Source organism: Microbacterium sp. OVT16B, from assembly GCF_019969705.1.
Taxonomy (GTDB): Bacteria; Actinomycetota; Actinomycetes; order Actinomycetales; family Microbacteriaceae; genus Microbacterium; species Microbacterium natoriense.
Window position 1 is genome coordinate 923,002 of the sequence record NZ_JAHXZA010000001.1, and the last position, 21,924, is coordinate 944,925.

At 70.5% G+C, this 21,924-nt stretch carries 19 protein-coding genes; 6 read left to right on the forward strand and 13 right to left on the reverse strand.

Going from position 1 to position 21,924, the window contains the following annotated elements; all coding sequences use genetic code 11:
• Positions 1–28 precede the first annotated feature (28 nt).
• The 9 genes from LC438_RS04210 to LC438_RS04250 form a co-directional block, all read right to left on the reverse strand.
• Entirely contained in the window at positions 29–919 is an 891-nt protein-coding gene (locus LC438_RS04210; protein ID WP_223585942.1) for a siderophore-interacting protein, read from the reverse strand.
• Positions 916–2,724 carry an ABC transporter ATP-binding protein gene (locus LC438_RS04215; protein ID WP_223585943.1) on the reverse strand — a complete coding sequence of 603 codons (1,809 nt, stop codon included), beginning with the start codon at positions 2,722–2,724 and terminating at the stop codon, positions 916–918. Before LC438_RS04215 ends, LC438_RS04210 begins: the two co-directional genes overlap by 4 nt.
• Positions 2,717–4,357: an ABC transporter ATP-binding protein gene (locus LC438_RS04220; RefSeq protein WP_223585944.1), complete on the reverse strand. Its 1,641-nt coding sequence runs from the start codon at positions 4,355–4,357 to the stop codon at positions 2,717–2,719. Before LC438_RS04220 ends, LC438_RS04215 begins: the two co-directional genes overlap by 8 nt.
• Complete coding sequence (locus LC438_RS04225; protein ID WP_223585945.1) at positions 4,354–5,142, reverse strand: ABC transporter ATP-binding protein; 789 nt, start codon at positions 5,140–5,142, stop codon at positions 4,354–4,356. The genes LC438_RS04220 and LC438_RS04225 overlap by 4 nt, the downstream gene beginning before the upstream one ends.
• Before the next feature lie 11 nt (positions 5,143–5,153).
• Positions 5,154–6,260 (reverse strand): iron chelate uptake ABC transporter family permease subunit, encoded by a 1,107-nt coding sequence (locus LC438_RS04230; RefSeq protein ID WP_223585946.1) that lies wholly within the window; start codon positions 6,258–6,260, stop codon positions 5,154–5,156.
• On the reverse strand, positions 6,257–7,330 hold the full coding sequence (locus tag LC438_RS04235) for an iron ABC transporter permease (RefSeq protein ID WP_223585947.1): 1,074 nt from the start codon (positions 7,328–7,330) through the stop codon (positions 6,257–6,259). Before LC438_RS04235 ends, LC438_RS04230 begins: the two co-directional genes overlap by 4 nt.
• An 8-nt stretch (positions 7,331–7,338) precedes the next feature.
• Positions 7,339–8,406, reverse strand: a complete 1,068-nt coding sequence (locus LC438_RS04240; RefSeq protein ID WP_223585948.1) for an ABC transporter substrate-binding protein — start codon at positions 8,404–8,406, stop codon at positions 7,339–7,341.
• A gap of 167 nt (positions 8,407–8,573) precedes the next feature.
• Positions 8,574–9,416 carry an AraC family transcriptional regulator gene (locus LC438_RS04245; RefSeq protein WP_223585949.1) on the reverse strand — a complete coding sequence of 281 codons (843 nt, stop codon included), beginning with the start codon at positions 9,414–9,416 and terminating at the stop codon, positions 8,574–8,576.
• Complete coding sequence (locus LC438_RS04250) at positions 9,413–10,036, reverse strand: TetR/AcrR family transcriptional regulator (RefSeq protein ID WP_223585950.1); 624 nt, start codon at positions 10,034–10,036, stop codon at positions 9,413–9,415. The genes LC438_RS04245 and LC438_RS04250 overlap by 4 nt, the downstream gene beginning before the upstream one ends.
• Positions 10,037–10,107: 71 nt before the next feature.
• Here LC438_RS04250 and LC438_RS04255 point away from each other — a divergent pair, with 71 nt between their 5' ends.
• Positions 10,108–11,445 (forward strand): MFS transporter, encoded by a 1,338-nt coding sequence (locus LC438_RS04255; RefSeq protein ID WP_223585951.1) that lies wholly within the window; start codon positions 10,108–10,110, stop codon positions 11,443–11,445.
• Between the two features lie 140 nt (positions 11,446–11,585).
• Here LC438_RS04255 and LC438_RS04260 read toward each other — a convergent pair whose 3' ends face one another.
• Together LC438_RS04260 and LC438_RS04265 are read right to left on the reverse strand one after the other, a co-directional pair.
• Positions 11,586–12,440 (reverse strand): hypothetical protein, encoded by an 855-nt coding sequence (locus tag LC438_RS04260; RefSeq protein WP_223585952.1) that lies wholly within the window; start codon positions 12,438–12,440, stop codon positions 11,586–11,588.
• Positions 12,433–13,422: a type IV toxin-antitoxin system AbiEi family antitoxin gene (locus LC438_RS04265; RefSeq protein ID WP_223585953.1), complete on the reverse strand. Its 990-nt coding sequence runs from the start codon at positions 13,420–13,422 to the stop codon at positions 12,433–12,435. Before LC438_RS04265 ends, LC438_RS04260 begins: the two co-directional genes overlap by 8 nt.
• A 109-nt stretch (positions 13,423–13,531) precedes the next feature.
• Between LC438_RS04265 and arfB the strand changes: the two genes are divergently transcribed.
• Positions 13,532–13,972, forward strand: a complete 441-nt coding sequence (arfB, locus tag LC438_RS04270) for an alternative ribosome rescue aminoacyl-tRNA hydrolase ArfB (RefSeq protein ID WP_105677308.1) — start codon at positions 13,532–13,534, stop codon at positions 13,970–13,972.
• Between the two features lie 72 nt (positions 13,973–14,044).
• Here the strand turns inward: arfB and LC438_RS04275 are convergent, their stop codons facing one another.
• Positions 14,045–16,120 carry a bifunctional lysylphosphatidylglycerol flippase/synthetase MprF gene (locus tag LC438_RS04275; RefSeq protein WP_223585954.1) on the reverse strand — a complete coding sequence of 692 codons (2,076 nt, stop codon included), beginning with the start codon at positions 16,118–16,120 and terminating at the stop codon, positions 14,045–14,047.
• A 67-nt stretch (positions 16,121–16,187) separates the two neighbouring features.
• Between LC438_RS04275 and LC438_RS04280 the strand changes: the two genes are divergently transcribed.
• The gene (locus tag LC438_RS04280; RefSeq protein ID WP_223585955.1) at positions 16,188–17,255 is read left to right on the forward strand and encodes a sorbosone dehydrogenase family protein; all 1,068 of its coding nucleotides are present in this window, start codon (positions 16,188–16,190) and stop codon (positions 17,253–17,255) included.
• A 4-nt stretch (positions 17,256–17,259) separates the two neighbouring features.
• Here LC438_RS04280 and LC438_RS04285 read toward each other — a convergent pair whose 3' ends face one another.
• A complete protein-coding gene (locus LC438_RS04285) occupies positions 17,260–18,366 on the reverse strand; it encodes an LLM class flavin-dependent oxidoreductase (RefSeq protein ID WP_223585956.1) in 1,107 nt (368 codons plus the stop codon).
• Positions 18,367–18,592: 226 nt separating this feature from the next.
• On the opposite strand from LC438_RS04285, the gene LC438_RS04290 reads away from it, so the two are divergent.
• From LC438_RS04290 to LC438_RS04300, 3 genes are all read left to right on the forward strand, one after another.
• Entirely contained in the window at positions 18,593–19,915 is a 1,323-nt protein-coding gene (locus LC438_RS04290; protein WP_105677303.1) for a M20/M25/M40 family metallo-hydrolase, read from the forward strand.
• Positions 19,916–20,088: 173 nt separating this feature from the next.
• Positions 20,089–21,132 carry an amino acid ABC transporter permease gene (locus LC438_RS04295; RefSeq protein ID WP_223585957.1) on the forward strand — a complete coding sequence of 348 codons (1,044 nt, stop codon included), beginning with the start codon at positions 20,089–20,091 and terminating at the stop codon, positions 21,130–21,132.
• Positions 21,129–21,920, forward strand: coding sequence for an amino acid ABC transporter ATP-binding protein (locus LC438_RS04300; RefSeq protein ID WP_223585958.1), 792 nt, complete (start codon positions 21,129–21,131; stop codon positions 21,918–21,920). The genes LC438_RS04295 and LC438_RS04300 overlap by 4 nt, the downstream gene beginning before the upstream one ends.
• The last annotated feature ends 4 nt before the right edge of the window (positions 21,921–21,924 follow it).

The window sequence follows — 21,924 nt, forward strand, 5'->3', positions numbered from 1 at the left end:
CGCACGTCCCGCTCATCGAGAGCGGACGTCAGAGCCCGAGCTGGTCGAGCCTCTCCTCGAACCGCACCTGCACGTCCTCCGGCTCATCGTCGTCGATCTCGGCCCAGATCGCGTCGAGCTCCTTCTGCACCGACTCGGGCAGCGCGGCGAACTTCTCGTCCCACGCGGCGATCGGGGTCCAGTAGCCGACGACCTTGAAGCGCGTCGCGGGCAGCCCGAGCTCCTTGCGCAGGTACTTGCGCACATCGCGCAGGGCGACCGTCTCGCCGGCCACCCAGACGTATCCCTCGTCGAGGGCGAGGCGGTCGTCGACGATGCCGCGCACCAGCTGACCGAGCGCGCTGGGCCCGTGGCCGTTGCCGCCGACGACCCAGGTGACCTCGACGTCGGCGCCGACCTCGAACGCGACCTGATCCTGCGCGGTGGGCACCTCGAGCACGACCCGGGTGCGCACGCCCTCGGGCGCCGCAGCGGCGATGCGGGCGACGGCGGGGAGTCCGGTGAGGTCGGCCACGAGCACCTGCCAGGTGATGTCGGCCGGGGGCGCGTACAGGCCGGTCGGCGCGTTCAGCCCGAGGACGTGGCCGGGTTCGGCGCGCGCCGCCCAGGGCCCGGCGACCCCCGCCTCGTGGATGACGAAGTCGATGTCGAGCTCGCCGGCATCCGGGCGCACGCCGCTGATCGTGTACGTGCGCATCGGAGCCTCCGGCGCTCCCTCCGGCGTCTCCCACCAGTCGCCCGCAGGCACGGGCAGCGAGACGTCGGTGGGGTCTTCGCCGTGCGGGAAGAACACGCGCACGTACTCGTCGCCGATGCCGGTGCTGAGGAAGTCGGCGACGCCCTCGCCGCCGAGGGTGATGCGCACCAGGTTCGGGGTGAGGGTGGCCGTGCTGCTGACGATGCCGCGGTGGATGTTCACGGAGTCTCCGTCTCTTCGTTCGGGGTGGGGGAGTGGGTGGGGGCGGTCGGGGCGTGCGCGGTCTGGGCGAGCCAGGAGTCGCGGTAGAGGCCGTCGGCGGCGAGGAGCTCCTCGTGCGTGCCGCGCTGCGTCGTGCGCCCGTCGGCGAACACGACGATCTGCTCGGCCGTGACGGCCTGCTGTAGTCGATGCGCGATGAGCAGCGCGGTGCGGCCCCTGCGCAGTGCGGCGATGGCGTCCTCCACCGCGTCGCGGTGATGCAGTCCGACGTCGGCGGTCGCCTCGTCGAGGATCACGATGGAGGGGTCGGCCAGGAACGCCCGCGCGACGGCGAGCTGCTGGATGCGCCCCTCGTCCATCGGTACGGCGAGCTCATCCGATGGGTCCGCGTCGTCCGGCTCCCGGTTCAGTTCGTCGACCGCCCACTCCGCTCCGACCGCCTGCAGTGCGGCGACCATCTGGTCAGGAGTCGCGTCCGGGGCGACCAGCGTGAGGTTGTCGGCGATCGTGCCGCGGAACCGGTGCAGCTCCTGCGACAGGTAGTACGGCTCATCCGTGGTCGAGGCCAGGTGCACGCTGCCCGAGGTTGGCGGGTGATGACCGGCGATCACCCGGGCGAGCGTGCTCTTGCCCGACCCTGAGGTGCCGACCAGCGCGGCGGTCGTGCCCGGTGAGACGTGCAGGGTCACGTCGCTGATGCCGCGACCGGTGGTGGGGTAGTGGAACGTCACGTCGCGCACCTCGATGCCGGCGGATGTCGTCGGCGCCGCGGCCGATTCCTCGACCCGCGCACCCGAGGCCGCAGGGGCGAGGTCGATGGCGCCCACGAGGCGCGCGAGCCCGATCGCCGCGCGCTGGATGTCGTCGAGACCGAAGATCAACTGACCGACCGGGCCGAACAGGCGGTGGAAGAGCAGGGCGGCGGTGGTGACCATGCCGACGGTGATCGCGCCGCCGGAGTGCAGCAGGAAGCCGGTGCCGAGGATCGCGGCCAGTCCGACGAGCTCCCCTCCGTTGATCCACCGGAACAGGCGGTTCGTCACACGCACCCCCTCGATCTGCATCCGGATCGACGCCTCGGCCCGCTCTGACACGCGGGCGAGAGCGTGCTCCTGCTCGTTGAACGCGGTGAGCGTGTCGATGCCCTCGACCGCGTCGAGCACGGCCTGGCTGCGCGCGGCTTCGCGCACGCGCACCTCACGGAACACGACGCGCGACCTGCGCAGGAACGCCAGGGTGCCGAGCACGTAGAACGGTGCGGAGGCGATGCCCGCGAGCGCGAGCCAGGGGTCGAGCGCGGTCAGAGCGGCCACCGAGACGGCGATCGCGAAGGCGGCAGACAGCAGGGTCGGTGCGACGTTCCCGCCGGCCTCCGCCACGGCGTCCACGTCGCCGGTGACGCGCGAGAGCAGGTCGGCGCTCTCGCCGTCGTCCACAGCACCCACCGGCAGGCGCATGGCCGAGGTGAACACGTCTTCACGAAAGCTGGCCAGCATGTCCTGCACCAGTCCGGTGAGCACCCGCACCGCCCACAGCATCACGAGGGCGGCGCCGATCGCGCCGGCGCCGGCTCCGACGACCCAGCCCGCGATGGTCGCGACGCCCGCGTCGGATGACACGGCATCGACGATGCGCCCGAGACACGCGGGCATCACGATGCCCAGAGCGGATGCCGCGAGGAACAGCACGGCGACGCCGGCTGCCCTGGCCGAATGCTGTCGCAGCAGCGCTCCGACCGCGGCGCGCACGCGGGCGCCGGAGGCGATCGGAAGCAGGGGGGTGGTGGTGTCGATGGCGTCACTCATGCGGCGCATCCGATCCGTGTGAGGGGATGTCGATGACCCTGTCGCAGGCGCCGAGCAGCACGGGGGACGTGCTGATCACGATGACGGTGTCGGTGTGCGCCGCGAGGGCGCGGGCGATGTGCGCCTCGGTGACGGCATCCACCGCCGAGGTCGGCTCGTCCAGCACGAGCACGTCGGCCTCCGCGTGCAGCGCCCGCGCGATCCCGATGCGCTGCCGCTGTCCGCCCGAGAGCCGTCGACCGGCCTCGCCCACCTGCGACTCCCAGCCGCCGACCTGAGCGACGGTGTCCTGCAGCGCCGCCATGTCGACGAGCGCGGGATGCGGCGAGCCGTCGATGCCGTGTCCGCGCACGGCCTCGCGCAGGGTGCCGCTCACGATCGTCTGCCCGTGCGGTGGGGCGACGACGCGGCGGCGGTACTCGATCGGATCCCACTCCGTCAGGTCCCGCCGCTCGCCGTCGATGGCGAGCTGCACCCGCCCGTGCTCGGGCGGTGTGCGCAGGCCGAGGAGACGCGAGAGCGAGCGAGCGGTGTCGCTGTCGGCGGGGCGGATGCCGAGCAGCTCGCCCTCCCTCACCTCGACGAGCGAGTCGGGGGAGTCGCCGGGGCGGAAGGCCAGCACGACGTCATCCGCCGAACCCCGACGGCCCTCGCGCGCGATCGGGGCCCCGAGCAGGTCGTCGGCGTCGATGACCTCGGCGAGTCGCTTGGCCGAGGCGAGCTTGTGGATCCAGTTCGAGGGGAACGACCCGGCGTAGGCGAGGTAGCCGCTGATGAACTGGGCGAGGCCGAGCACGGTGACCAGCTCGCCGATGCTGATGCGGCCCTCCGCCGCGAACCACGCCGACATGCCCGCGAGCGCGGTCGTCGCGACCGCGGCCAGCGTGGTGCTGACGGCCTCGTACGAGGCGAGGGATCGACCGGCGGCGGTCGCGGCGCGACGGGAGGCGTCGCTCGCGGCGACGTAGCGCCGCACGGCCTCCTCGCGGGCGCCGATGCCCACGAGCACGCGGAAACCGCTCATGAAGTCGGCGGCGACGGCCCCGGCCTCGGTGGCCGCGTGCTGCTCGGCGAAGCCGCGGCGCTCGAGCGGGCGCGACACGACCTGCATCACGAACATCATCGCGATCGTGGAGCCGAACACGACGAGAGTCGCGACCGGCGAGATCACCAGCATCGCCAGCCCGGCGCCGAGGATCGCGGCGATCGCGGAGCACTGCTGCGCCACCGACCAGGCCACACCGGCCACGCGGTACGTGTCGGAGGTGACGAAGGTCAAGGCCTCGCCCGGCGTCACCGCCCGGCGGGACAGGCGGGGGCGCAGCATCCGCGACAGGGTGAGGTGGCGCAGTGCCTGCTCGCCGTAGCCGTAGATCGAGACCATCAGGCGGGATGCCGACTGGTAGCTCACGGTCAGCACCAGGAACGTCGCCACCAGCACGCCGATCCACAGCGCGAGCGCCGCCGGGTCGGCGGGGAGCACTGCCCGGTCGATGGTCGCGCCGATGATGACGGGGATCGTGGCCTCCGCCAGCGCGTGCACGATGAGCAGTGCCGTCGCCGCGGACAGGGCGATACCGCGCCCCTCCGCCTTCAGCGCGATCCCGAAGAGTCTCCGCGGAGTGTTCGTCACGGCGTCCGCCGACCGAGCGGGAGCACCAGCGGGGTGCCCGAGACCGGGTCGGTGATGACCCGGCAGGGCAGGTCGTACACGGCCTGCACGAGCTCGGCGGTGATGATCTCGCGCGGGTCGCCCTGCGCCACGATGGCCCCGTCGCGCATCGCCACGAGGTGGGTCGCGTAGCGCGCGGCGTGGTTGAGGTCGTGCAGCACGGCCACCAGGGTGGTGCCGTTGCGGTGCAGATCCGCGAACAGCTCCATCAGATCGATCTGGTGCGCGATGTCGAGGAAGGTCGTCGGCTCGTCGAGCAGCAGGTGCTTCGTCTGCTGGGCGAGGGCCATCGCCACCCAGACGCGCTGCCGCTGACCGCCCGAGAGTTCGTCGACCAGACGGCGGGACAGATCGGTCACCCCTGTGGCCGCCATCGCCTCGGAGACCGCCCGCTCATCGGTGCTGCTCCAGGTGCGCAGAGCGCTCTGGTGCGGGAACCGTCCTCGTCCGACGAGGTCGGCGACCGTGATCCCGTCGGGGGCGATGGACGACTGGGGGAGGAGCCCCAGTTTGCGCGCCGCCTCCTTCGGCTTGAGGGAGCGCAGTTCTGCACCGTCGAGCAGCACGGCGCCGGTGGTCGGGCGCAGCAGCCGGGCGAACCCGCGCAGCAGGGTCGACTTGCCGCACGCGTTCGGTCCGATGATGATCGTGAACGAGTCGTCCGGCACCTCCAGCGACAGATCGGAGATGATCGGTGTCTCCCCGTAGCCCAGCGTGATGTCGCGGGCCAGCAGCGAAGCGGTCATGGGTGTTCCTTTCAGGTGCGGCGCGCGTACTGGGCGGCCAGCAGCCAGGCGAGATAGAGTCCGCCGATCGAGACCGTCACCACGCCGACGGGGACGGCGACGAGCTGGGCGACCGCGTCGGAGACCACGACGAGGGCGGCGCCGGTGAGCATCACGGGGACGGTACCCATCGGGGTGTTCGAACGGGTGAGGCGCTGCGAGATCTGCGGAGCCGCGAGCGCGATGAACGAGATGGGGCCGGCGGCCGCGGTGACCAGGGCGACCAGGGCGACGCCGAACACCATCGCCGCGAGCCGGGTGCGACCGGGGCTGATGCCCAGCGCGGTGGCCGCGTCGTCGCCCATCTCGAGCACCGGCAGCGTGCGGTTCAGCGGCAGCGACAGCAGGGTGACGATCGCGAACACGATCGAGGCGGGGATCAGCTGGTCGAACCCGAGCGAGGCGAGCGAGCCGGCACCCCAGGTCGCGGCCATCATCGCCTTCTCGACGCTCACCGAGATGAGGATCCAGGAGGTGAGCGATCCGAGTCCGGCAGAGACGCCGATGCCGACGATGATCAGGCGGAATGACGACAGGGTGTTCTTGTTCGCGAGCACGTACACGAGCAGCGCCGTGATCAGGCCGCCGATCAGCGCACCCACGGCTTTGAACATGTAGGTGTTGAGCTCCAGCACCACCATCATGAGCGTCACGCCGAACTGCGCGCCGATGCCGAAGCCGATGATGTCGGGCGAACCGAGCGGATTGCGCGTGAGCGACTGGAAGATGCCGCCGGCGAGAGCGAGGGCTGCACCGCAGAGCACGGCGAACAGCACGCGCGGCAGCCGCCACTCGAAGACGACCTGGCGGATGTCGGGGTCGGAGGACGGGTCGACGATGGCGCGGACGACCAAGCCGAAGTCGACCTCGTACGCACCGATCGTCATGGACGCGAGACCTGCGGCGACGATGACGACGGCCAGCACCACGCAGACCACGATCGAGCGCACCGGGATGAGTGTCGCGATGCGCGCTGTCTCGATCCGGATCTGCCGGCGTCCGTGGTCGACGGGCGTGAACTCCGTGCCGTCGTGGGCTGCCGTGGTGGTGGGGACGGTGGGGTGCTGATCGATGCTCACAGTCCGCTCACCCGCTTGCGGCGTACGAGCGCGATCAGGAGCGGGGCGCCCAGCAGCGCGGTGACGATCCCGACGCGGAGCTCGCCGCTGGGGAGCACGATGCGGCCCAGGATGTCGGCGAACAGCAGGAACGACGGGCCGATGATCATCGAGTAGGTCAGCACCCAGCGCTGGTCAGGGCCCGTGAACCAGCGGACGATGTGGGGGATCATCAGTCCGACGAACGCGATGGGGCCGGCAGCGGCGACGCTCGTTCCGGCCAGCAGGGTGACCGCGATGATCACCAGTACACGGGTGACCTGCACGCGGGCGCCGAGCGCCTGGGCGAGATCGTCGCCGAGCGCCAGCGCGTTCAGGGAACGCGCGCAGAGCAGCCCGATCAGGAGACCGGCGACGATGAGGGGCGCCGCCCAGGCGAGCTGGTCGAGGGTGCGTCCGCCGATCGAGCCGACGCCCCAGAAGCGCATGACCTGGAGGGTGCCCAGATCGCGCAGCACGATGGCGGTCGTGAGGCCTGTGAACGCCGCGCCGAGCGCGACCCCGGCGAGCGTCAGCTTCATGGGCGTCGCGCCGGACGCGCCGAACGAGCCCAGCGCGTACACGAGGATGGTGAGCACGAATGCGCCGGCCAGGGCGAAGGGCACATAGGCGCCAGGGGTGGTCAGTCCCAGCACGCCCACCGCGAAGGTGACGGCGAAGGATGCCCCGGCGTTCACGCCCAGGATGCCGGGGTCGGCCAGCGGATTGCGGGTGAAGGCCTGGATGAGACCGCCGCACACGGCCAGGGCGGCCCCGACGACGATGCCGAGCAGTGTGCGGGGGACCCGCAGCTCCATCACCATGAGGTGCAGCGCGTTGTCATCGTCGTAGGCGAAGAGGGACTGCAGCACCGTGACGGGGTCGATCGCGCGATTGCCGATCGCCAGCGAGGCGATGGTCACGATCACCAGCACCACCGCCGAGACGATCAGCCCCAGGACGAGTGTCGTGCCGCGGTGCGGGGAGCCGTCTGCACGGCCCCCCGCATCTGAGTTCGAGACGTCCGTGCCGTCTTCCGTCGCCAGGGACATCTCTCGCGTCACTCTCCTGCGATGGTCGGCTCGCCCTGCAGCGCGGCTGCGAGGTCGTCGACGTACTTCGGGAGGATGTACTTCAGCGACAGCACGGTCGGAGCGCTGATCGCGGAGGCCTCGGCGGCATCCGCGTAGATCACGTAGGAGCCGTTCGCGATGGGGTTCCAGCGCGAGACGACCTTGTTCTCGACCGTGTACTCGCCCTCGGCCGCGCTGCCGCCCCACGCGGCGAACAGGTCGGCCTGCACGTCGTAGAGCTTCTCCAGGCTGACGCCGGTGTACCAGTTGTCGCCCTCGGCGCTCGCGAGGAAGCTGTCCATGGCCGAGGTGGAGGTGAAGCCGAGCGCCTCGGTGATGCGCACGCGGGGGTCGTACTCCAGGTAGACGCCGAGGTCGGTGCCGCCCTCGTTCAGGGTCAGGCCCCAGACGAAGGTCTTGTCCTGGAACTCGGGGTGCTCGCCGGCGAGCGTGCTGATCTGCTCCTCGGTCTCGGCGATCAGCTCCTCGGCCTTGGCGTCCTCCGACAGCGCCTTGCCGACGGTGCGGGTCATGCCCTCCCAGGTGCCGGGGTTCCAGGGGCCTTCGATGTAGGGCACGGTGGGCGCGATCTCGCTCAGCCGCTCGTACTCGATGTCGCTCACGCCCGAGTACAAGCTGAGGATCAGGTCGGGCTTGAGAGCCTTGATCGCCTCGTAGTTGGGGCCGTCCTCGGTGAACGGGATGATCTCGGGGGTCTCGCCGTACTCCTCGGTGACGAACTCCTCGAACCAGGGCTGGTAGCCGCTCTCGCCGGCGCCCCACACCTCTTCGATGCCGACCGGGTTGGTGCCGAGTGCGGCGACGATGTCGGGCGTCATCCAGCCGAGGGCGACCACACGCTGGGGCTTCTCGGGGATCACGGTCTTGCCGTGTCCGTGCTCGATGACCACGCCGTCGGTGGACGTCGACGACGAGGCGGACTCCGCGCCTTCTCCGGTGGTCGAGCACCCGGCCAGGGTGAGGGCGGCGGCGATGGCCGCGGCGACGAGCGCGGAGCCTCGCCGGATCTTCGGGCGCGCGAGAGCGTGCGACATGGTTCTCCTTCAGAGAGATGGGGAGGGGAGCGCCGCGTCGACGCGGCAAGAAGTTAGGTAAGCATGCCCTAACAGAACGATGCTAGAACGCCGAGAACACGGCCAGTGTCGATCGATGGACGACTTGTGTCGCTATACGGACAGAACGCGTCGGATGGGCGCGAGGGTCAGCGCCAGTAGAGGTGGTGCGCCGAGTCGGCCTGCACGCGAGCGACGTGCTGACGCGGGGTGAGTCCGAACCGCTCCTTGAAGCTCGCGGAGAACGCGCTCGTCGTGGCGTAGCCGCACCGGTGGGCCGCGGCTCCGATGGGGGTGCCGTCGACGATCAGGCGGGCGCCGAGGGTCATCCGCACGCCGGTGCGCCACCGGCCGAACGTCATGCCGACGTCGTTCTGGAAGATGCGCAGGACCGTGCGCTCGTGCAGGCCGTGCGCGAGGAACAGCTCACCCGCGCTGCGCGGGTCGCCCGGATCGTCCAGCACCGCCTGCACCAGGGCGCGCACGCGCTCGTCGGCGGGCAGCGGGACCTCGCCCCAGCCGTCGAGCGCCTCAGGCGCCGGCTGCTGCAGCATCTCGATGAGCGTGCCCTGGATGCGCACGCGCAGATCGGTGGGCATGTCGTTGATGCCGAGGTGCAGCAGCATCTCCTGGACGGCGCGCGGCACGAGCACCCGGGTGACGTCGTCGATCGGCGCGATCGCGGATGTCGCGGGCAGGTACGTGTAGCACCCGACGGAGTCCCGCTCGTGGTGCGCCGTGTGCGGCGTCCGCGCGGGGATCCACACGCCCTGACCAGGGGCGAGGCGCCACATCGCGTCCTGCAGGTGCACCCACACGGTGCCGCGGTAGCACCACGCGAGCATCGCGTCGGCGTGGGAGTGCGGAGGGGAGAGCGGGCGGGTTCCGGTGTCCTCTCCGGTGACGACCCCCGTCCCCATCAGGTACGGCGCGACGACGGTCGACGGAAGCTCAGGGCTCGCCTCCCAGTCGTCCCGCCGATAGGCGTTCATCGTGCGTCGGTGCGCGCGCTCGCCAACCGCGCCTCGACCGGCGACCATCCGCTCTCCAGGATCGCGAACCCGGCGTCGAGCGTGCCGAGCTGATCGTCGGCGTCGTTGACGAGCAGCAGCATCTGCAGGACGAAGCGGGAGTAGACCCTGATCTCGGCAGTCGGCGCGTCGAGTCCGAGCTCGTCGGCGATCGCGTCCGACAGGGCGTCCTCGTGGCGGAGCCACATTCGAGCCGCGTACTCGCGGAGCACCGGCGTCTCGTTCAGGAACGCCATGAAGATCCGGGTGACGTCGTCGCCGTGCTCATCGACGTTGGTGCGGACGTCGGTGGAGTAGAAGTCATGGAGCGCCCGGTTGATCGAGATGCCGTCTGCGCGTCCGCGCACGGCGCTGACGAGCCGGTCGCGCTGCTCGTCGTCTTCGTCGAAGACCAGCGCCTCCTTCTGCGGGAAGTGCGCGAAGACGGTGGTGGGGGAGGCATCGGCGGCGTCGGCGATCTCGCGGATGCTGACGTTGTCGAAGCCGCGATCGAGGAACATCTTCGTCGCGACGTCGGAGATGTTCTTGCGGGTCGCCGCCTTCTTCCGCTCGCGTCGACCCATCGGCTCGGTGCTCGTCATGCCGACCACTCTATCGCGGACCGGACTCATAAGTGGCTTGACACCGAAACTGGTATCGATACACTTTCGGTATGACTTCACTCAATTCGACCGGTCGCGTCGGCAACCGCGCCTGGGTCATGCTCGTCGTCCTGACGATGCTGACCGTCATCGGGATGACCGTCGTCCTCCCCGTCCTGCCCTTCGTGGTGCTGGAGTACGTCTCGAACGAGAAGGACCTCGCGATCTGGGTCGGCGTCCTCGAGGCGATCAACGGACTCTGCGCCTTCCTCGTCGCCCCCTTCCTCGGGCGCCTCTCCGACCGCTTCGGCCGACGCCCCGTGATCATCGCGGCCGCGTTCGGCGCCGCCTTCTCGATGACCCTGTTCGGCATCGGCGGAGCGATCTGGGTGCTCGTGCTCGCCCGTGTCATCCAGGGGCTGACCGCCGGCGACATGCCCGCGCTCTTCGCCTACCTCGCCGACATCACGCCGCCCGAGAAGCGCGCCCAGCGCTTCGGCCTGCTGGGCGCCCTCTCCGGCATCGGCATGATGATCGGGCCGGCCATCGGCGGCCTCCTCGCCGCGATCGACCTGCGCCTCCCCGTCTTCCTCACCGCGGCGGTCGCCCTCACCATCGCGATCCTCAGCATCTTCCTGCTCCCCGAGAGCCTCAGGCCGGAGAACCGGATCTCCGCGATCTCCGCCAAGGACGTCCAGCCGTTCGCGGTGTTCACGGACGCGTTCGGCCGCAAGGAGCTCCGCGGACTCATGATCGGCTTCGGCATCCTCGCCCTTCCGTTCGGGTTCTTCGTCAACAACTTCAGCGTTCTCGCGCTGGACTCGATCCAGTGGGGGCCCACCCAGATCGGTCTGCTGACGGCCGCGGTCGGCATCATCGACATCCTCATCCAGGGCGTGCTGCTCGGCATCCTGCTGCCGCGCATGGGAGAGCGCGGGGTGATCGTCAGCGGCATCGTGGCGCAGGCTGTCGGTCTCGCCGCCCTCGCGATCGTGGCCTCCGTGCTCGCGCAGCCGTGGGTGTTCATCGTCGGAGCGCTCCTCCTCGCCGCAGGTCAGGGCGCATCGCAGGCCGCGATGGACGGCGCGATGTCGAACGCCGTGGGTGACGACGAGCAGGGCTGGCTGGGCGGGGCGACGCAGTCGCTGAACGCCGCGATGAGCACGGTCGCGCCCCTCATCGCCGCCGCCCTCTACGCCGGTGTCAGCCACGCCGCCCCGTACTGGCTGGGCGTCGTGCTCATGATCGTCGCCGCGATCGTCCTCGGGCGCGCCCACATCGCGAACACGGCGAAGACGGCCCCGAAGGGCACCGCCGCGGCCGGGGATCCCGGGGCAGGGGTGCCCGCGGCCGGGGATCCCGTCGCCGCTCCGGCCGCCGCGGATGCGGCCGTCGACGCCGCGGTCTGAGCGGAACGCGCTCCAGAACTCCGGAGAAACGCGCCGGGGCAGCGGTGGTCAGCCGGTTCCGTCGCGGTCTCGGTCCGGTTCTCCGGAGTTCTGAAGCGGAGAGCACGGCAGAGCGCTCGCGTGGTGTCACGCCGCCGCGCCTATGCGGCTGACTGGTCCTCGAGCCCCAGGGTGAGGCCCGAGAGGACGCTGTCGATCAGGGCGAGTCGTCGCGGACGTTCCGCCGACCAGTCGTAACCCGATGGAAGCGTGAGCGACCGCGAGAGGAGGTCGCGGTCGGTGGCCCTCCATCGCGCGGAGAGGTCGACTCCGTTCGCGGTGCTGAGCTCCTCGCGAACGTCGACTCCGAGCAGGAAGGCCGACCCGAGATCACGATCCCAGTCGAGCCGCTCGAGCAGCGCCAGCCCGTCGTCGGTGTCGAAGAGGCGCTCATGGACATCGGGAGACTCGCCGTACCAGAAGATCGCGGCCGCGAGGTCCTTGCCGTCCTTGTTCTGGCCGTACGCCGCCCGGTCGATCCACGCCCGCAGCTTCAGGGCGGTGTAGCCGGCGATCGTCGGGATGCGAATCCTCCCCGCGGTCGGGAGGGAGAGCTCCCGCGAGCGCGAGAAGACGTCCTCGAAACCGAACACGACCATGTCCTCTCCTCGTGCTCGAGGCGTCACCTGGCCTTTCGGGTCCTCCACCGAGCCGAACGGCATGATGTCGACCTTGATGCCGTCCACCAGGAAGCAGATCCCGGAATCGCCCCTGCTCTCGAAGGTCGCCGCGATCCTGTCGTATGTCTGCCAGTCCGTGAGGGCGATGGCGAGATCGGTGTCATCGGTGACGCCGATCTCGGCCTCGTAGCCGAGCGCGGAGTGCAGAACGTCCCGGCATCTCGCTCCCACGAGCATCAGCCGATCATCGACGATCCCGATTCGGGCGCGGAGCTCGCCGACGACCATGTCGACGTCATCGAGGAGGCGGGGATCGCCCTTCGAGAGATCACGCATCGCCCTGCCTCAGCGATCGGGCGACCTCCGCCTGCCGTCCGTCCCCGCTCGCGAGGAGGTCGGCGTACACGAGCACCGGTGGCGCGATGCCGATGCCCTCCGAGATCGCCTCGGGGTCCTCCCAGAACAGCGTCCGCACGAAGATGTTCGGGCGGCGATCGGTCCGCCACCGGTTCTTTGCGATCAGGCGATTGACGGAGTCGTCGTCGACGTAGACCGTGAGGGTCTCCGGGCGTATCCGGTGCGAGACGGCCGACTCTCCGCTCAAGAGGGCCGAGACTCCGGGAGGGGCCTCGAGAGAGCCGATGTCCCCGGTGAACATGCGAGTGCGCTGCGGGCTGCCGAGTCCTGTGGGGAACGCTGCGGCCCATCGATCCAGGAGCTCGTCCTGGCGTCCGAGGCTCAGCTCGCCGTCATCCGCGAGATACCCGGCTTCGTGCAGTTCGTTGAGCGTCTTCTGTGCCTGTCCCAGGGAGACCCCCGCTCTCGCGGCGACGCGGCGCAGCGTCGCAGTCCTCAGCTCCGGCCACGCGAGCAGCGCGAAGATCACCTGGGAGCGCTTCGTGCTGAACAGGTTGGCGGCGCCGAGACTCGACGACCGCTCGTGTCGCTTCGTCTCCGCCCGTCGCCCTCGGACATCGATGTGGACGTTCTCGAACGAGATGAACGCGTTGCCCGCTTCGTCCAGGAAGTTGGCGCCGATCCGCCGGAGAGTCTCCGCGCTCCGCTCGTTGATCCGCTCGCCGAGGAGAAGGATGTGACCGCCGATGCTCTCGAGTCCGTACCGCCCCAGTTCGGTGAGCGTCATCGACGGCGAGTAGAGGAGCGTCATATCCGACGCATTGCGGCCCCGCGTGATCGTCGCACGCTCGGGGATGCCGGGTTCGAGGTCTTCCACAGGGCTGCTCGAATAGCCGCTGGACACGCTGACGCCGAGATCCAGCAGTCGACGGCTCAGAGCCGTGGCCGATCGGGTGTCCACGTCCACCTCTCCCGTTCAATAGTTGCGAATGTTCAGTTTAGTTGAAAGTGATATAAAAATGAACAACATGTGCGGGGTGAGATCTCCGCCGGTCGGAGATGATGGATGCATGCCCTCTCCCCATCGCCCCGGACTGCGGGTCACCGCGGGCGTCACGATCCCCGAGTCCGAGCTGTCGTGGCGGTTCTCGCGGTCGTCGGGACCCGGCGGCCAGGGCGTCAACACCGCAGACTCCCGCGTGGAGCTGGTGTGGGATGCCGCGGCTTCCGCTGCGCTGTCGCCGGTCCAGCGGGAACGCGTGCTCGACCGGCTCAGCGGCCGGCTGGTCGGAGGGGTGCTGACGATCGCGGCATCCGAGCACCGCGCCCAGCTTCGCAACCGGGATGCCGCGCGCGAGCGTCTCGCGTCGGTCGTCGCCGAGGCCCTGCGCCCGCCCGCCCCGCCGCGCCGACCCACGAAGCCGAGTCGCGGCGCGAAGGAGCGCCGGCTGAAGGAGAAGCAGCGCCGCACCGACGTGAAGCAGCTGCGCAAGCCTCCGCGCGACGGCTGAGGCCTCGGTCGGCCCGCCCGGCCCTCGCACCCCAAGCACCTGCGTCGGCCGCCTCGCGACGGCTGAGCGCGTTCAGTCGCGGGGCCCGCGCACGAGCTCCAGACCGGCTCCGGCGAACTGCCGCAGCGTCGCGTCGGGCAGGAACGCCCTCGTCAGCGCCCCGCCGATCGCGGCGAGGTCGCTCTCGTCGCGGAACAGCAGGTACATCGTCTCGTAACGCGGGTGGAACTTCTGCTTGAAGCGGTGCAGCGACCCGAAGCCGTAGACCGGCTCGAGCGCCTCGGCGAGGCGGTCGCTCAGCGCCGCGATCATGCCGGCGTCCGGCGGGTAGTCGTGGGCGAGCGGGGCCCCGGAGAGCGACATGATCTCGCAGCCCTCCTCGGAGAACTGCTTCGCGGACGAGCCGATCAGGTACTCCATGACGGGGCCGAATCCGCCCTCCCTGCGCCGCATGAGATCGAGCGTCCACCCGCGCACGACGCCGCCCTCGCCGTAGATCGGCAGCCAGGAGAGGAAGCCGTCGACGTCTCCGTTCGGTGCGACGGCGAGCGCGAGCCGCACCTCGTGCGCCTCCGCCTCTTCCAGGGTGCCGAGGGTGAAGCGCATCTCGGGGAGGTCCTTGTCGCCGACCCACGCCTCGGAGATCGCGCGGAGCTGCTGCTGCACGCCCCACGGCTCCGACTTCAGGTGCGTGAGGCGGAAGGTCATCTCCTCGCGGCCGGCCTTGTTGAGTGAGGTGCGCACGGAGTTCCAGCGCTTGCCGGTGAACGACAGGCCGGGCAGGTCGACGATCGTGTCGTCGGCGACGACCAGACTGCGCCAGGTGTCGGGCACGGCGGCGCGGGTCGCGTCGTCGGCGCTGAAGAAGCACGGCACGAGCCCCGCGTTCTCGGCGGTGTAGATGAACTCCTCCACCGCCGCGGCGCGCGTCTCGGCGGGGCCGATCGGATCGGCGAGCGCCAGGGCCACTCCGCCCCGTCGTTGATAGGCGACGATGCCGCCGGTCGTCCCGGCGTAGCTGTTGCCCTCCCACGTCGTCATCCAGGAGAGGGTGCCGCCGCCGTGGGCGCGCAGCGTCCGCAGCAGGTCGGCGAGGGTCGGGGCGGGCTGGATGCCGAGCTTCGACGACCTCTTCGCCCGGAACGCGCGCCGCACCACGATCAGGTAGATCAGCACGAGCAGCCAGAGGAACGCGCTCGCGAGCGACAGCTCGGTCTCGCCGTAGATGACGGACTCGAGCTCCGCGGCGCTGGTGAGCATGATGAGCGTCAGGACGAGGACCCCGCCCAGCACGTTGAGCGCACCGAGGATGATCGCGAGCACCCAGCTCCAGCGGCGACCCCGGCGGAGCCCACGCACGATGAGGAGGACGACCGCGACATCGATCGCCACGTCGACGACACCGCCGGACACCGGTTCGGTCGGGCCGAACGGCCCGTCGGTGGGGAGGAGGATCGTGATGATCTCGGCCGCGGTGAGCGCGATCACGGCGATCACGGCGATCAGGCGCTGCTCCCGCACGGTCGTCCTGCGGACCCGCAGCGAACGGTCCGTGACGAGGATCAGCAGCACGGCGAGCAGGTGCTCCAGATCGTCGACCGCACCCCAGAACAGCATCATGACGAAGACGAAGCCCAGGAGCACGAGCCAGCCGCGCACGCGCCACGGCGCCCGGAACAGGCCCACGGCCGCGGCGATGCAGGCCATCGTGCCACCGGACGCTCCGACGTCGAGCGACTGGGCCTGCGTCTGCGCCCAGGCCCAGGGGGCCTGCGACAGGAGCAGCAGCGTGAGGGCCGTGGCGAGGACGGCGAAGAGCTGGCCGACCCAGAAGTAGGCGAGGGCCACGCGCGAGCCTCGACGGAACTCGAGGTAGCCCATGCCCCAGAAGCTGGCGATCGTGATCGCATAGACCCACGGCTGGCCGATGAAGAACGTTCCGGTGACCGGCGTCCACCACCTGCCGTCGGAGAGGTTCGGCAGCCCGTAGGCGACGGCCTCGAAGAGATCGGCATCCTCGAACGGCATCCACAGCCCTCGGGATGCGACGCCGACGAGGAGGATCAGCCCCACCATGGTCAGGGTGGCGGGGATCCTCCGCAGCGCGGAGACCGCCTGGCTCGGTGTGATGCGTCGCGGCCGGGTCATGTGCTCAGCGTAACGATGCGGGCGGCGGGGCTTCCCTCGGCGCGGCGCGGGGCGTTGGATGGGACGCATGGTCGGGACGAGCGGACAGAGAACGGCGGTGCTGCGTCGCACGGTCGCGTGCTGCGCGACGGCATCCGTCTTCGCGCTCGCCGCGTGCACGTCGTCGAGCGGGCAGCCTGTGGCATCCGCACCGGCTCCGATCGTGCTCGCCGACGGCCTCGATGCGCCCTGGTCGATGGTCCTCCACGGCGATGCGCTCCTGATCAGCGAGCGCGACAGCGGCCGGGTGCTGGAGTTCGACGAGAGCGGAGCCAGGCACGAGGTCGGAGTGATCGGCGGCGTCGTCGCAGGCGGGGAGGGCGGGCTCCTCGGGCTCGCGGTGCGCGACGGGGACCTGTACGCCTATCTCACCGCCGACGACGGGAACCGGGTCGAACGCCGGACGCTCCTCGGCGAGCCCGGCGCCCTCTCGCTCGGCCCTCCGGCGACGGTGATCGACGGCATCCCCTCCGCATCGAACCACAACGGCGGGCGCCTCGCCTTCGGGACGGACGGGATGCTCTACGTCACCACGGGCGATGCGGGAGACCGCGACAGCGCGCAGGACCTCGACGCCCTCTCCGGCAAGATCCTCAGACTCACGCCCGAGGGAGGCATCCCCGACGACAACCCGTTCCCCGGGTCGCCCGTGTACAGCTACGGCCATCGCAACCCGCAGGGCATCGGGTGGGATGCCGACGGCACGATGTACGCGACCGAGTTCGGGCAGGACACCTGGGACGAGCTCAACGTCATCGAGGCAGGGGGGAACTACGGCTGGCCGGAGGTCGAGGGCGCGGCCGATGACGCGGACTACACCGACCCCGTGCAGCAGTGGCGTCCGGCGGAGGCGAGCCCCAGCGGCATCGCGGTGACGAACGGCGACATCCTCATCGCGAACCTGCGCGGTGAACGACTGCGCAGCGTGCCGCTCGACGACCTGTCCACGAGCACCGAGAGCGTCGTCGGAGAGTACGGACGGCTCCGCGACGTCATGGTCACGACGGGGGCGATCTGGCTGCTGACGAACAACACCGACGGCCGCGGCGACCCCGCGGAGGGCGACGACCGGATCCTCCTGTTCCCGATGGACTGAGGGCTCAGTCGAGCAGGCCCTTCTCCCTGAGCAGCGGTCGGACCCCTTCGGCGAACCAGTACGCCTCCTCGAGGTGGGGGTAGCCCGACAGCACGAACTCGGTGAAGCCGTGACCGTGGTACTCGGCGACGAGATCGGCGACCTCCTCGTAGCTGCCGACGAGCGCCGTGCCCGCCCCGCCGCGCACCAGCGACACCCCGGCCCAGAGCCCAGGGTGCACCTCCAGCTCGCTGCGGGTGAGCCCGCCGCTGCTGAGCGCGTTCTGACGCTGCTGGCCGACCGACTGCGAGCGGGAGAGCGTGGCTCTCCGCCGCGCCAGGACCTCCGGGTCGAGGCCGTCGATCAGCGAGTCCGCGATCGACCACGCCTCCTCAGAGGTCGGACGGGCGATCACGTGCAGGCGGACGCCGTAGTCGAGCCTGCGCCCGAGCGCCGCAGCCCTCGTCTGCACGCGACCGATCTTCTCGGCCGCCTGCGCCGGGGGCTCGCCCCACGTGAGGAACACGTCGGCGTGCGCGGCGGCGACCTCGATCGCGGCATCCGATGAGCCCCCGAGGTAGATCGGCGGCGCCGGCACGGCCGTCCGGAGCTGCGCATCCTCGATTCGGAAGAACTCGCCGTCGTGGGTGACGTTCTCTCCCGCCCAGAGCCGGCGCAGGATGCCGAGGTACTCTGCTGCCCTGCGGTACCGATCGTCCTTGCCGATGGTGTCGCCGAAGCGGCGCTGCTCTGCATCCTCGCCGCCGACGACGATGTTGACCCGCAGCCGCCCGCCGCTGATGCTCTGGAACGTCGCGGCGGTCTGCGCCTGCAGCGTCGGGGAGACGAGTCCCGGCCGGACCGCGATGAGGTAGTCGAGCGCGCGGGTGTGCTGGGTGAGAGCCGAGGCGATCGTCCAGCTCTCCTCGTTGCCGCCGCCGGAGGGCACGAGCACCGCCTCGTAGTCCAGCTGCTCGGCGGCGCGCGCGATCTGCGCGAGGTAGTCCACGGTGGGCTCGCGCTGAGCCGCCACCCGACCGGCCGGGTCGTAGGCGGTCGCGCTGCCGAGGCCGATGTCGGTGCGGGAGTCTCCGGTGAGCGGCAGGAACCAGTCCAGCGAGATCGCGCTCATGCCGACGCGCCTTCCGGACGGGAGAGGATGCCGCGCACGATGCCTCCGTCGTTCACAGATGCCATGCGTCGAGTGTCGCCCGTCCGCCACCTCGCCCGCACGCCGAGCGACGCTGTGAGACGCTCGATGACGTACTGCGTCGGCGTGCGGCATCCGCCCTGTGCGCCGCGGGTAGCGTGAGGCGACGCCGGGCGGGCGCCCGGGTGGACCCCGAGGAGATACGCAGATGACCGCACCCAGCCCGCTCGAGACCGAGGCGCTCGAATTCATCCGCGCCCTCATCCGCATCGACAGCGTCAACACGGGGGATGCCGCGACGATCGGCGACGGCGAGACACGAGCCGCGCTGTTCGTGAAGGAGAGGCTCGAAGAGGTGGGCTATCGGGTCGACCTCGTCGAGCCGCAGCCCGGACGCGCCAGCGTCGTCGCGCGACTCGAGGGTTCCGACCCCGACGCGGGGGCGCTGGTCGTGCACGCGCACCTCGACGTCGTGCCCGTCGAGGAGGCCGACTGGACCCACCCGCCCTTCGGGGCCGAGATCCACGACGGCGTCCTGTACGGCCGCGGAGCGGTGGACATGAAGAACTACGCGGGCACGATCCTCGCGATCGCCCGCGCGTTCCGTCGCGACGGCGTCGTTCCCCGCCGCGACCTCATCTTCGCCTTCTTCGCCGACGAGGAGGCCGGTGGCGTGTGGGGAGCGCGCTGGATCGTCCGACACCGGCCGGAGCTGTTCGCCGGCGCCACCGAGGCGATCAGCGAGGTGGGCGGCTTCTCCGTGCCTCTCGCCGACGATCGCCGCGCGTATCTCGTCGCCACCGCCGAGAAGGGCGTGACCTGGGCGACCCTCACGGCGCGCGGCCACGCGGCCCACGGCTCCCGCCCGACAGCCGACAACGCGGTCGTGCGTCTCGCCCGCGCCGTCGCCGCCGTCGGCGCGCACCGGTTCCCGGTCGTCCGGACGCCCGCCCTCGACCGGTTCCTCCAGGTGTTCGAGGAGCACCGCGGCCTCCGCGTATCCGGCGCCGACAGCGAGCTCGACGAGCAGCTCGCCGAGCTCGGGTTCGTGTCCTCCCTCGTCGGAGCATCGGCGCGCAACACGGTGTCGCCCACCGTGCTCGCCGCCGGCGGCAAGACGAACGTGATCCCCGCGGAGGCATCAGCGCGCCTCGACATCAGGGTCCTGCCCGGAGCGGATGCCGCGCTGCGCGACGAACTGGCGGCCGTGGTCGGCGAGGGGGTCGACATCTCGTGGGGCCATGCGGTCCCCGCGATCGAGGCGCCGCTGGATGCGCCGCTGATCGACGTCCTGCAGGGGGCGATCGCCGCAGAGGACCCGGGGGCGCTGGTGGTGCCGTACCTCCTCCCGGCGAGCACCGACAACAAGCACCTCGCTCAGCTCGGCATCCGCGGCTACGGCTTCGTGCCGCTGCGCGTGCCCGCCGACTTCGACGTGTTCGGCGAGTTCCACGCGGCCGACGAGCGGATCCCCGTCGACGCCCTGCACTTCTCGACGAGGGTGACGGAGCAGATCCTCCGCAGGGCCTGATCCGCCGCTTCCCGTGTTACCGGCGGAGCCGTCCGGTTACGCGACGAGCCCCTCGGTTACGGCGTGCGTCTGCCGGTTGCGACGTGTGAAACCCGGCTGTGATCAGCGATTGCGATGCCCCTACCTTGGCTTCACGCGGCACACCCGGTGCCGCTCGGAGCACGAGGATCACCATGACTGACACAGCCGCCCCACCCGTCGGCACCGCGGTCGATCTCGAGATCGACCGCCCCCAGGATGCGCGGGGGAAGGTGGATCTCGGCGCCGTCACCGTGGTGCATCCGCGCCACTGGCGGCGATGGACGATCGCCGCGATCATCATCTTCGTCCTGGCCCAGTTCGTCTGGAGCCTCTTCACGAACGACCGCTACATGTGGGACTCGTTCGCCGAGTACTTCTTCTCCGGTCCCGTGCTCATCGGCATCGGCTACACGCTCTCGATCACCGCGGTGTCGGCGGTCGTCGGCTTCGTGCTCGGCACGATCATCGCCCTCGGCCGGCTCTCGACGTCGACGCTGCTGAGCTCCGCGGCGTGGGGGTACATCTGGTTCTTCCGCTCGGTGCCGCTCGTCGTGCAGATCATCGTCTGGTACAACCTGGGCTACCTCTACCCGACCCTCGGGCTCGGCACCCCGTTCACCACCGACTTCTGGATCGTCGAGTTCCCGACCGTGCAGCTCATCAGCGCGTTCGCCGCGGCGATCCTCGGGCTCGGGCTGCACCAGGCCGCGTACTCGGCGGAGATCATCCGGGGCGGCCTCATCTCGGTCGACCAGGGGCAGCAGGAGGCCGCGGCCGCTCTCGGCATCCCGGCCAGCAGACGGCTCTTCCGCATCATCCTCCCGCAGGCGATGCGCTCGATCATCCCCAACGCGACCAACGAGGTGATCGGCCTCGTCAAGGGCGCCTCCGTCGTGTTCGTGATCGCGATCCCCGAGCTCTTCTACGCCGTGCAGGTGATCTACAACCGCAACAGCCGGGTCATCCCGCTCCTGCTCGTCGCCGTGGTCTGGTACACGATCATCACCACGATCCTCAGCATCGCCCAGTTCTACATCGAACGGCACTTCGCCCGCGGCTCCGTGCGCACCCTGCCGCCCACCCCGCTCCAGCGGGCGCGCCGCTGGGCGAGCGCACAGTGGACGCGGCTGGGGGATGCCCCACCCGAGGCGCCGGTCGCGTCCGCGCTCACCGCATCCGGAGGGGGCGTCCGATGACCGCCGTCGCCGCGGAGACCGCGACCAGGGGGCTCGTCGAGATCCACAACGTCCACAAGAGCTACGGCGGCGTCGAGGTGCTCTCCGGCATCGACCTGACGGTGCAGCCGGGGGAGGTGGTCGCACTGCTCGGCCCCAGCGGTTCCGGCAAGTCCACGCTGCTGCGCACGATCAACCACCTCGAGAGCGTCGACCGCGGATCGGTCACGGTCGACGGCGAGCTGATCGGCTACGAGCTGCGCGGAGAGAAGCTGCACGAGCTGCGCGAGCGCGAGATCCTGCGGCGCCGCACGCAGGTGGGCATCGTGTTCCAGAACTTCAACCTGTTCCCGCATCTCACCGCGCTCGAGAACGTCACCGAGGCGCCCATCGCGCTGAAGAGGCTGAGCACGGACGATGCGCGGGAGCTGGCGCTGGGCCTGCTCGACCGCGTGGGTCTCGCCGACAAGGCCGACGCCTACCCGCGGCAGCTCTCCGGAGGCCAGCAGCAGCGCGTCGCGATCGCCCGCGCCCTCGCGCTGAAACCGAAGGTGCTCCTGTTCGACGAGCCGACCAGCGCGCTGGATCCCGAGCTCGTCGGGGAGGTGCTCGACGTCATCCGCGACCTCGCGCAGCTCGGCACGACGTTGATCATCGTCACGCACGAGATCGGCTTCGCCCGGGAGGTGGCCGACCGCGTGGTGTTCCTCGACGCCGGCGTCGTGGTCGAGCAGGGGCCTCCGGCCGACGTGCTCAGCAACCCCCAGAACCCCCGCACCAGGGACTTCCTGTCCAAGGTGCTGGGCTGACCTG

What these genes read in the sequence shown, in the direction of transcription:
- LC438_RS04215 (WP_223585943.1), bottom strand. Translation starts at nt 2,724, where the DNA reads ATGAGTGACGCCATCGACACCACCACCCCCCTGCTTCCGATCGCCTCC.
- LC438_RS04225 (WP_223585945.1), bottom strand. Translation starts at nt 5,142, where the DNA reads ATGACCGCTTCGCTGCTGGCCCGCGACATCACGCTGGGCTACGGGGAG.
- LC438_RS04235 (WP_223585947.1), bottom strand. Translation starts at nt 7,330, where the DNA reads ATGTCCCTGGCGACGGAAGACGGCACGGACGTCTCGAACTCAGATGCG.
- LC438_RS04240 (WP_223585948.1), bottom strand. Translation starts at nt 8,406, where the DNA reads ATGTCGCACGCTCTCGCGCGCCCGAAGATCCGGCGAGGCTCCGCGCTC.
- LC438_RS04245 (WP_223585949.1), bottom strand. Translation starts at nt 9,416, where the DNA reads ATGAACGCCTATCGGCGGGACGACTGGGAGGCGAGCCCTGAGCTTCCG.
- LC438_RS04250 (WP_223585950.1), bottom strand. Translation starts at nt 10,036, where the DNA reads ATGACGAGCACCGAGCCGATGGGTCGACGCGAGCGGAAGAAGGCGGCG.
- LC438_RS04255 (WP_223585951.1), top strand. Translation starts at nt 10,108, where the DNA reads ATGACTTCACTCAATTCGACCGGTCGCGTCGGCAACCGCGCCTGGGTC.
- LC438_RS04260 (WP_223585952.1), bottom strand. Translation starts at nt 12,440, where the DNA reads ATGCGTGATCTCTCGAAGGGCGATCCCCGCCTCCTCGATGACGTCGAC.
- arfB (WP_105677308.1), top strand. Translation starts at nt 13,532, where the DNA reads ATGCCCTCTCCCCATCGCCCCGGACTGCGGGTCACCGCGGGCGTCACG.
- LC438_RS04275 (WP_223585954.1), bottom strand. Translation starts at nt 16,120, where the DNA reads ATGACCCGGCCGCGACGCATCACACCGAGCCAGGCGGTCTCCGCGCTG.
- LC438_RS04280 (WP_223585955.1), top strand. Translation starts at nt 16,188, where the DNA reads ATGGTCGGGACGAGCGGACAGAGAACGGCGGTGCTGCGTCGCACGGTC.
- LC438_RS04285 (WP_223585956.1), bottom strand. Translation starts at nt 18,366, where the DNA reads ATGAGCGCGATCTCGCTGGACTGGTTCCTGCCGCTCACCGGAGACTCC.
- LC438_RS04290 (WP_105677303.1), top strand. Translation starts at nt 18,593, where the DNA reads ATGACCGCACCCAGCCCGCTCGAGACCGAGGCGCTCGAATTCATCCGC.
- LC438_RS04295 (WP_223585957.1), top strand. Translation starts at nt 20,089, where the DNA reads ATGACTGACACAGCCGCCCCACCCGTCGGCACCGCGGTCGATCTCGAG.
- LC438_RS04300 (WP_223585958.1), top strand. Translation starts at nt 21,129, where the DNA reads ATGACCGCCGTCGCCGCGGAGACCGCGACCAGGGGGCTCGTCGAGATC.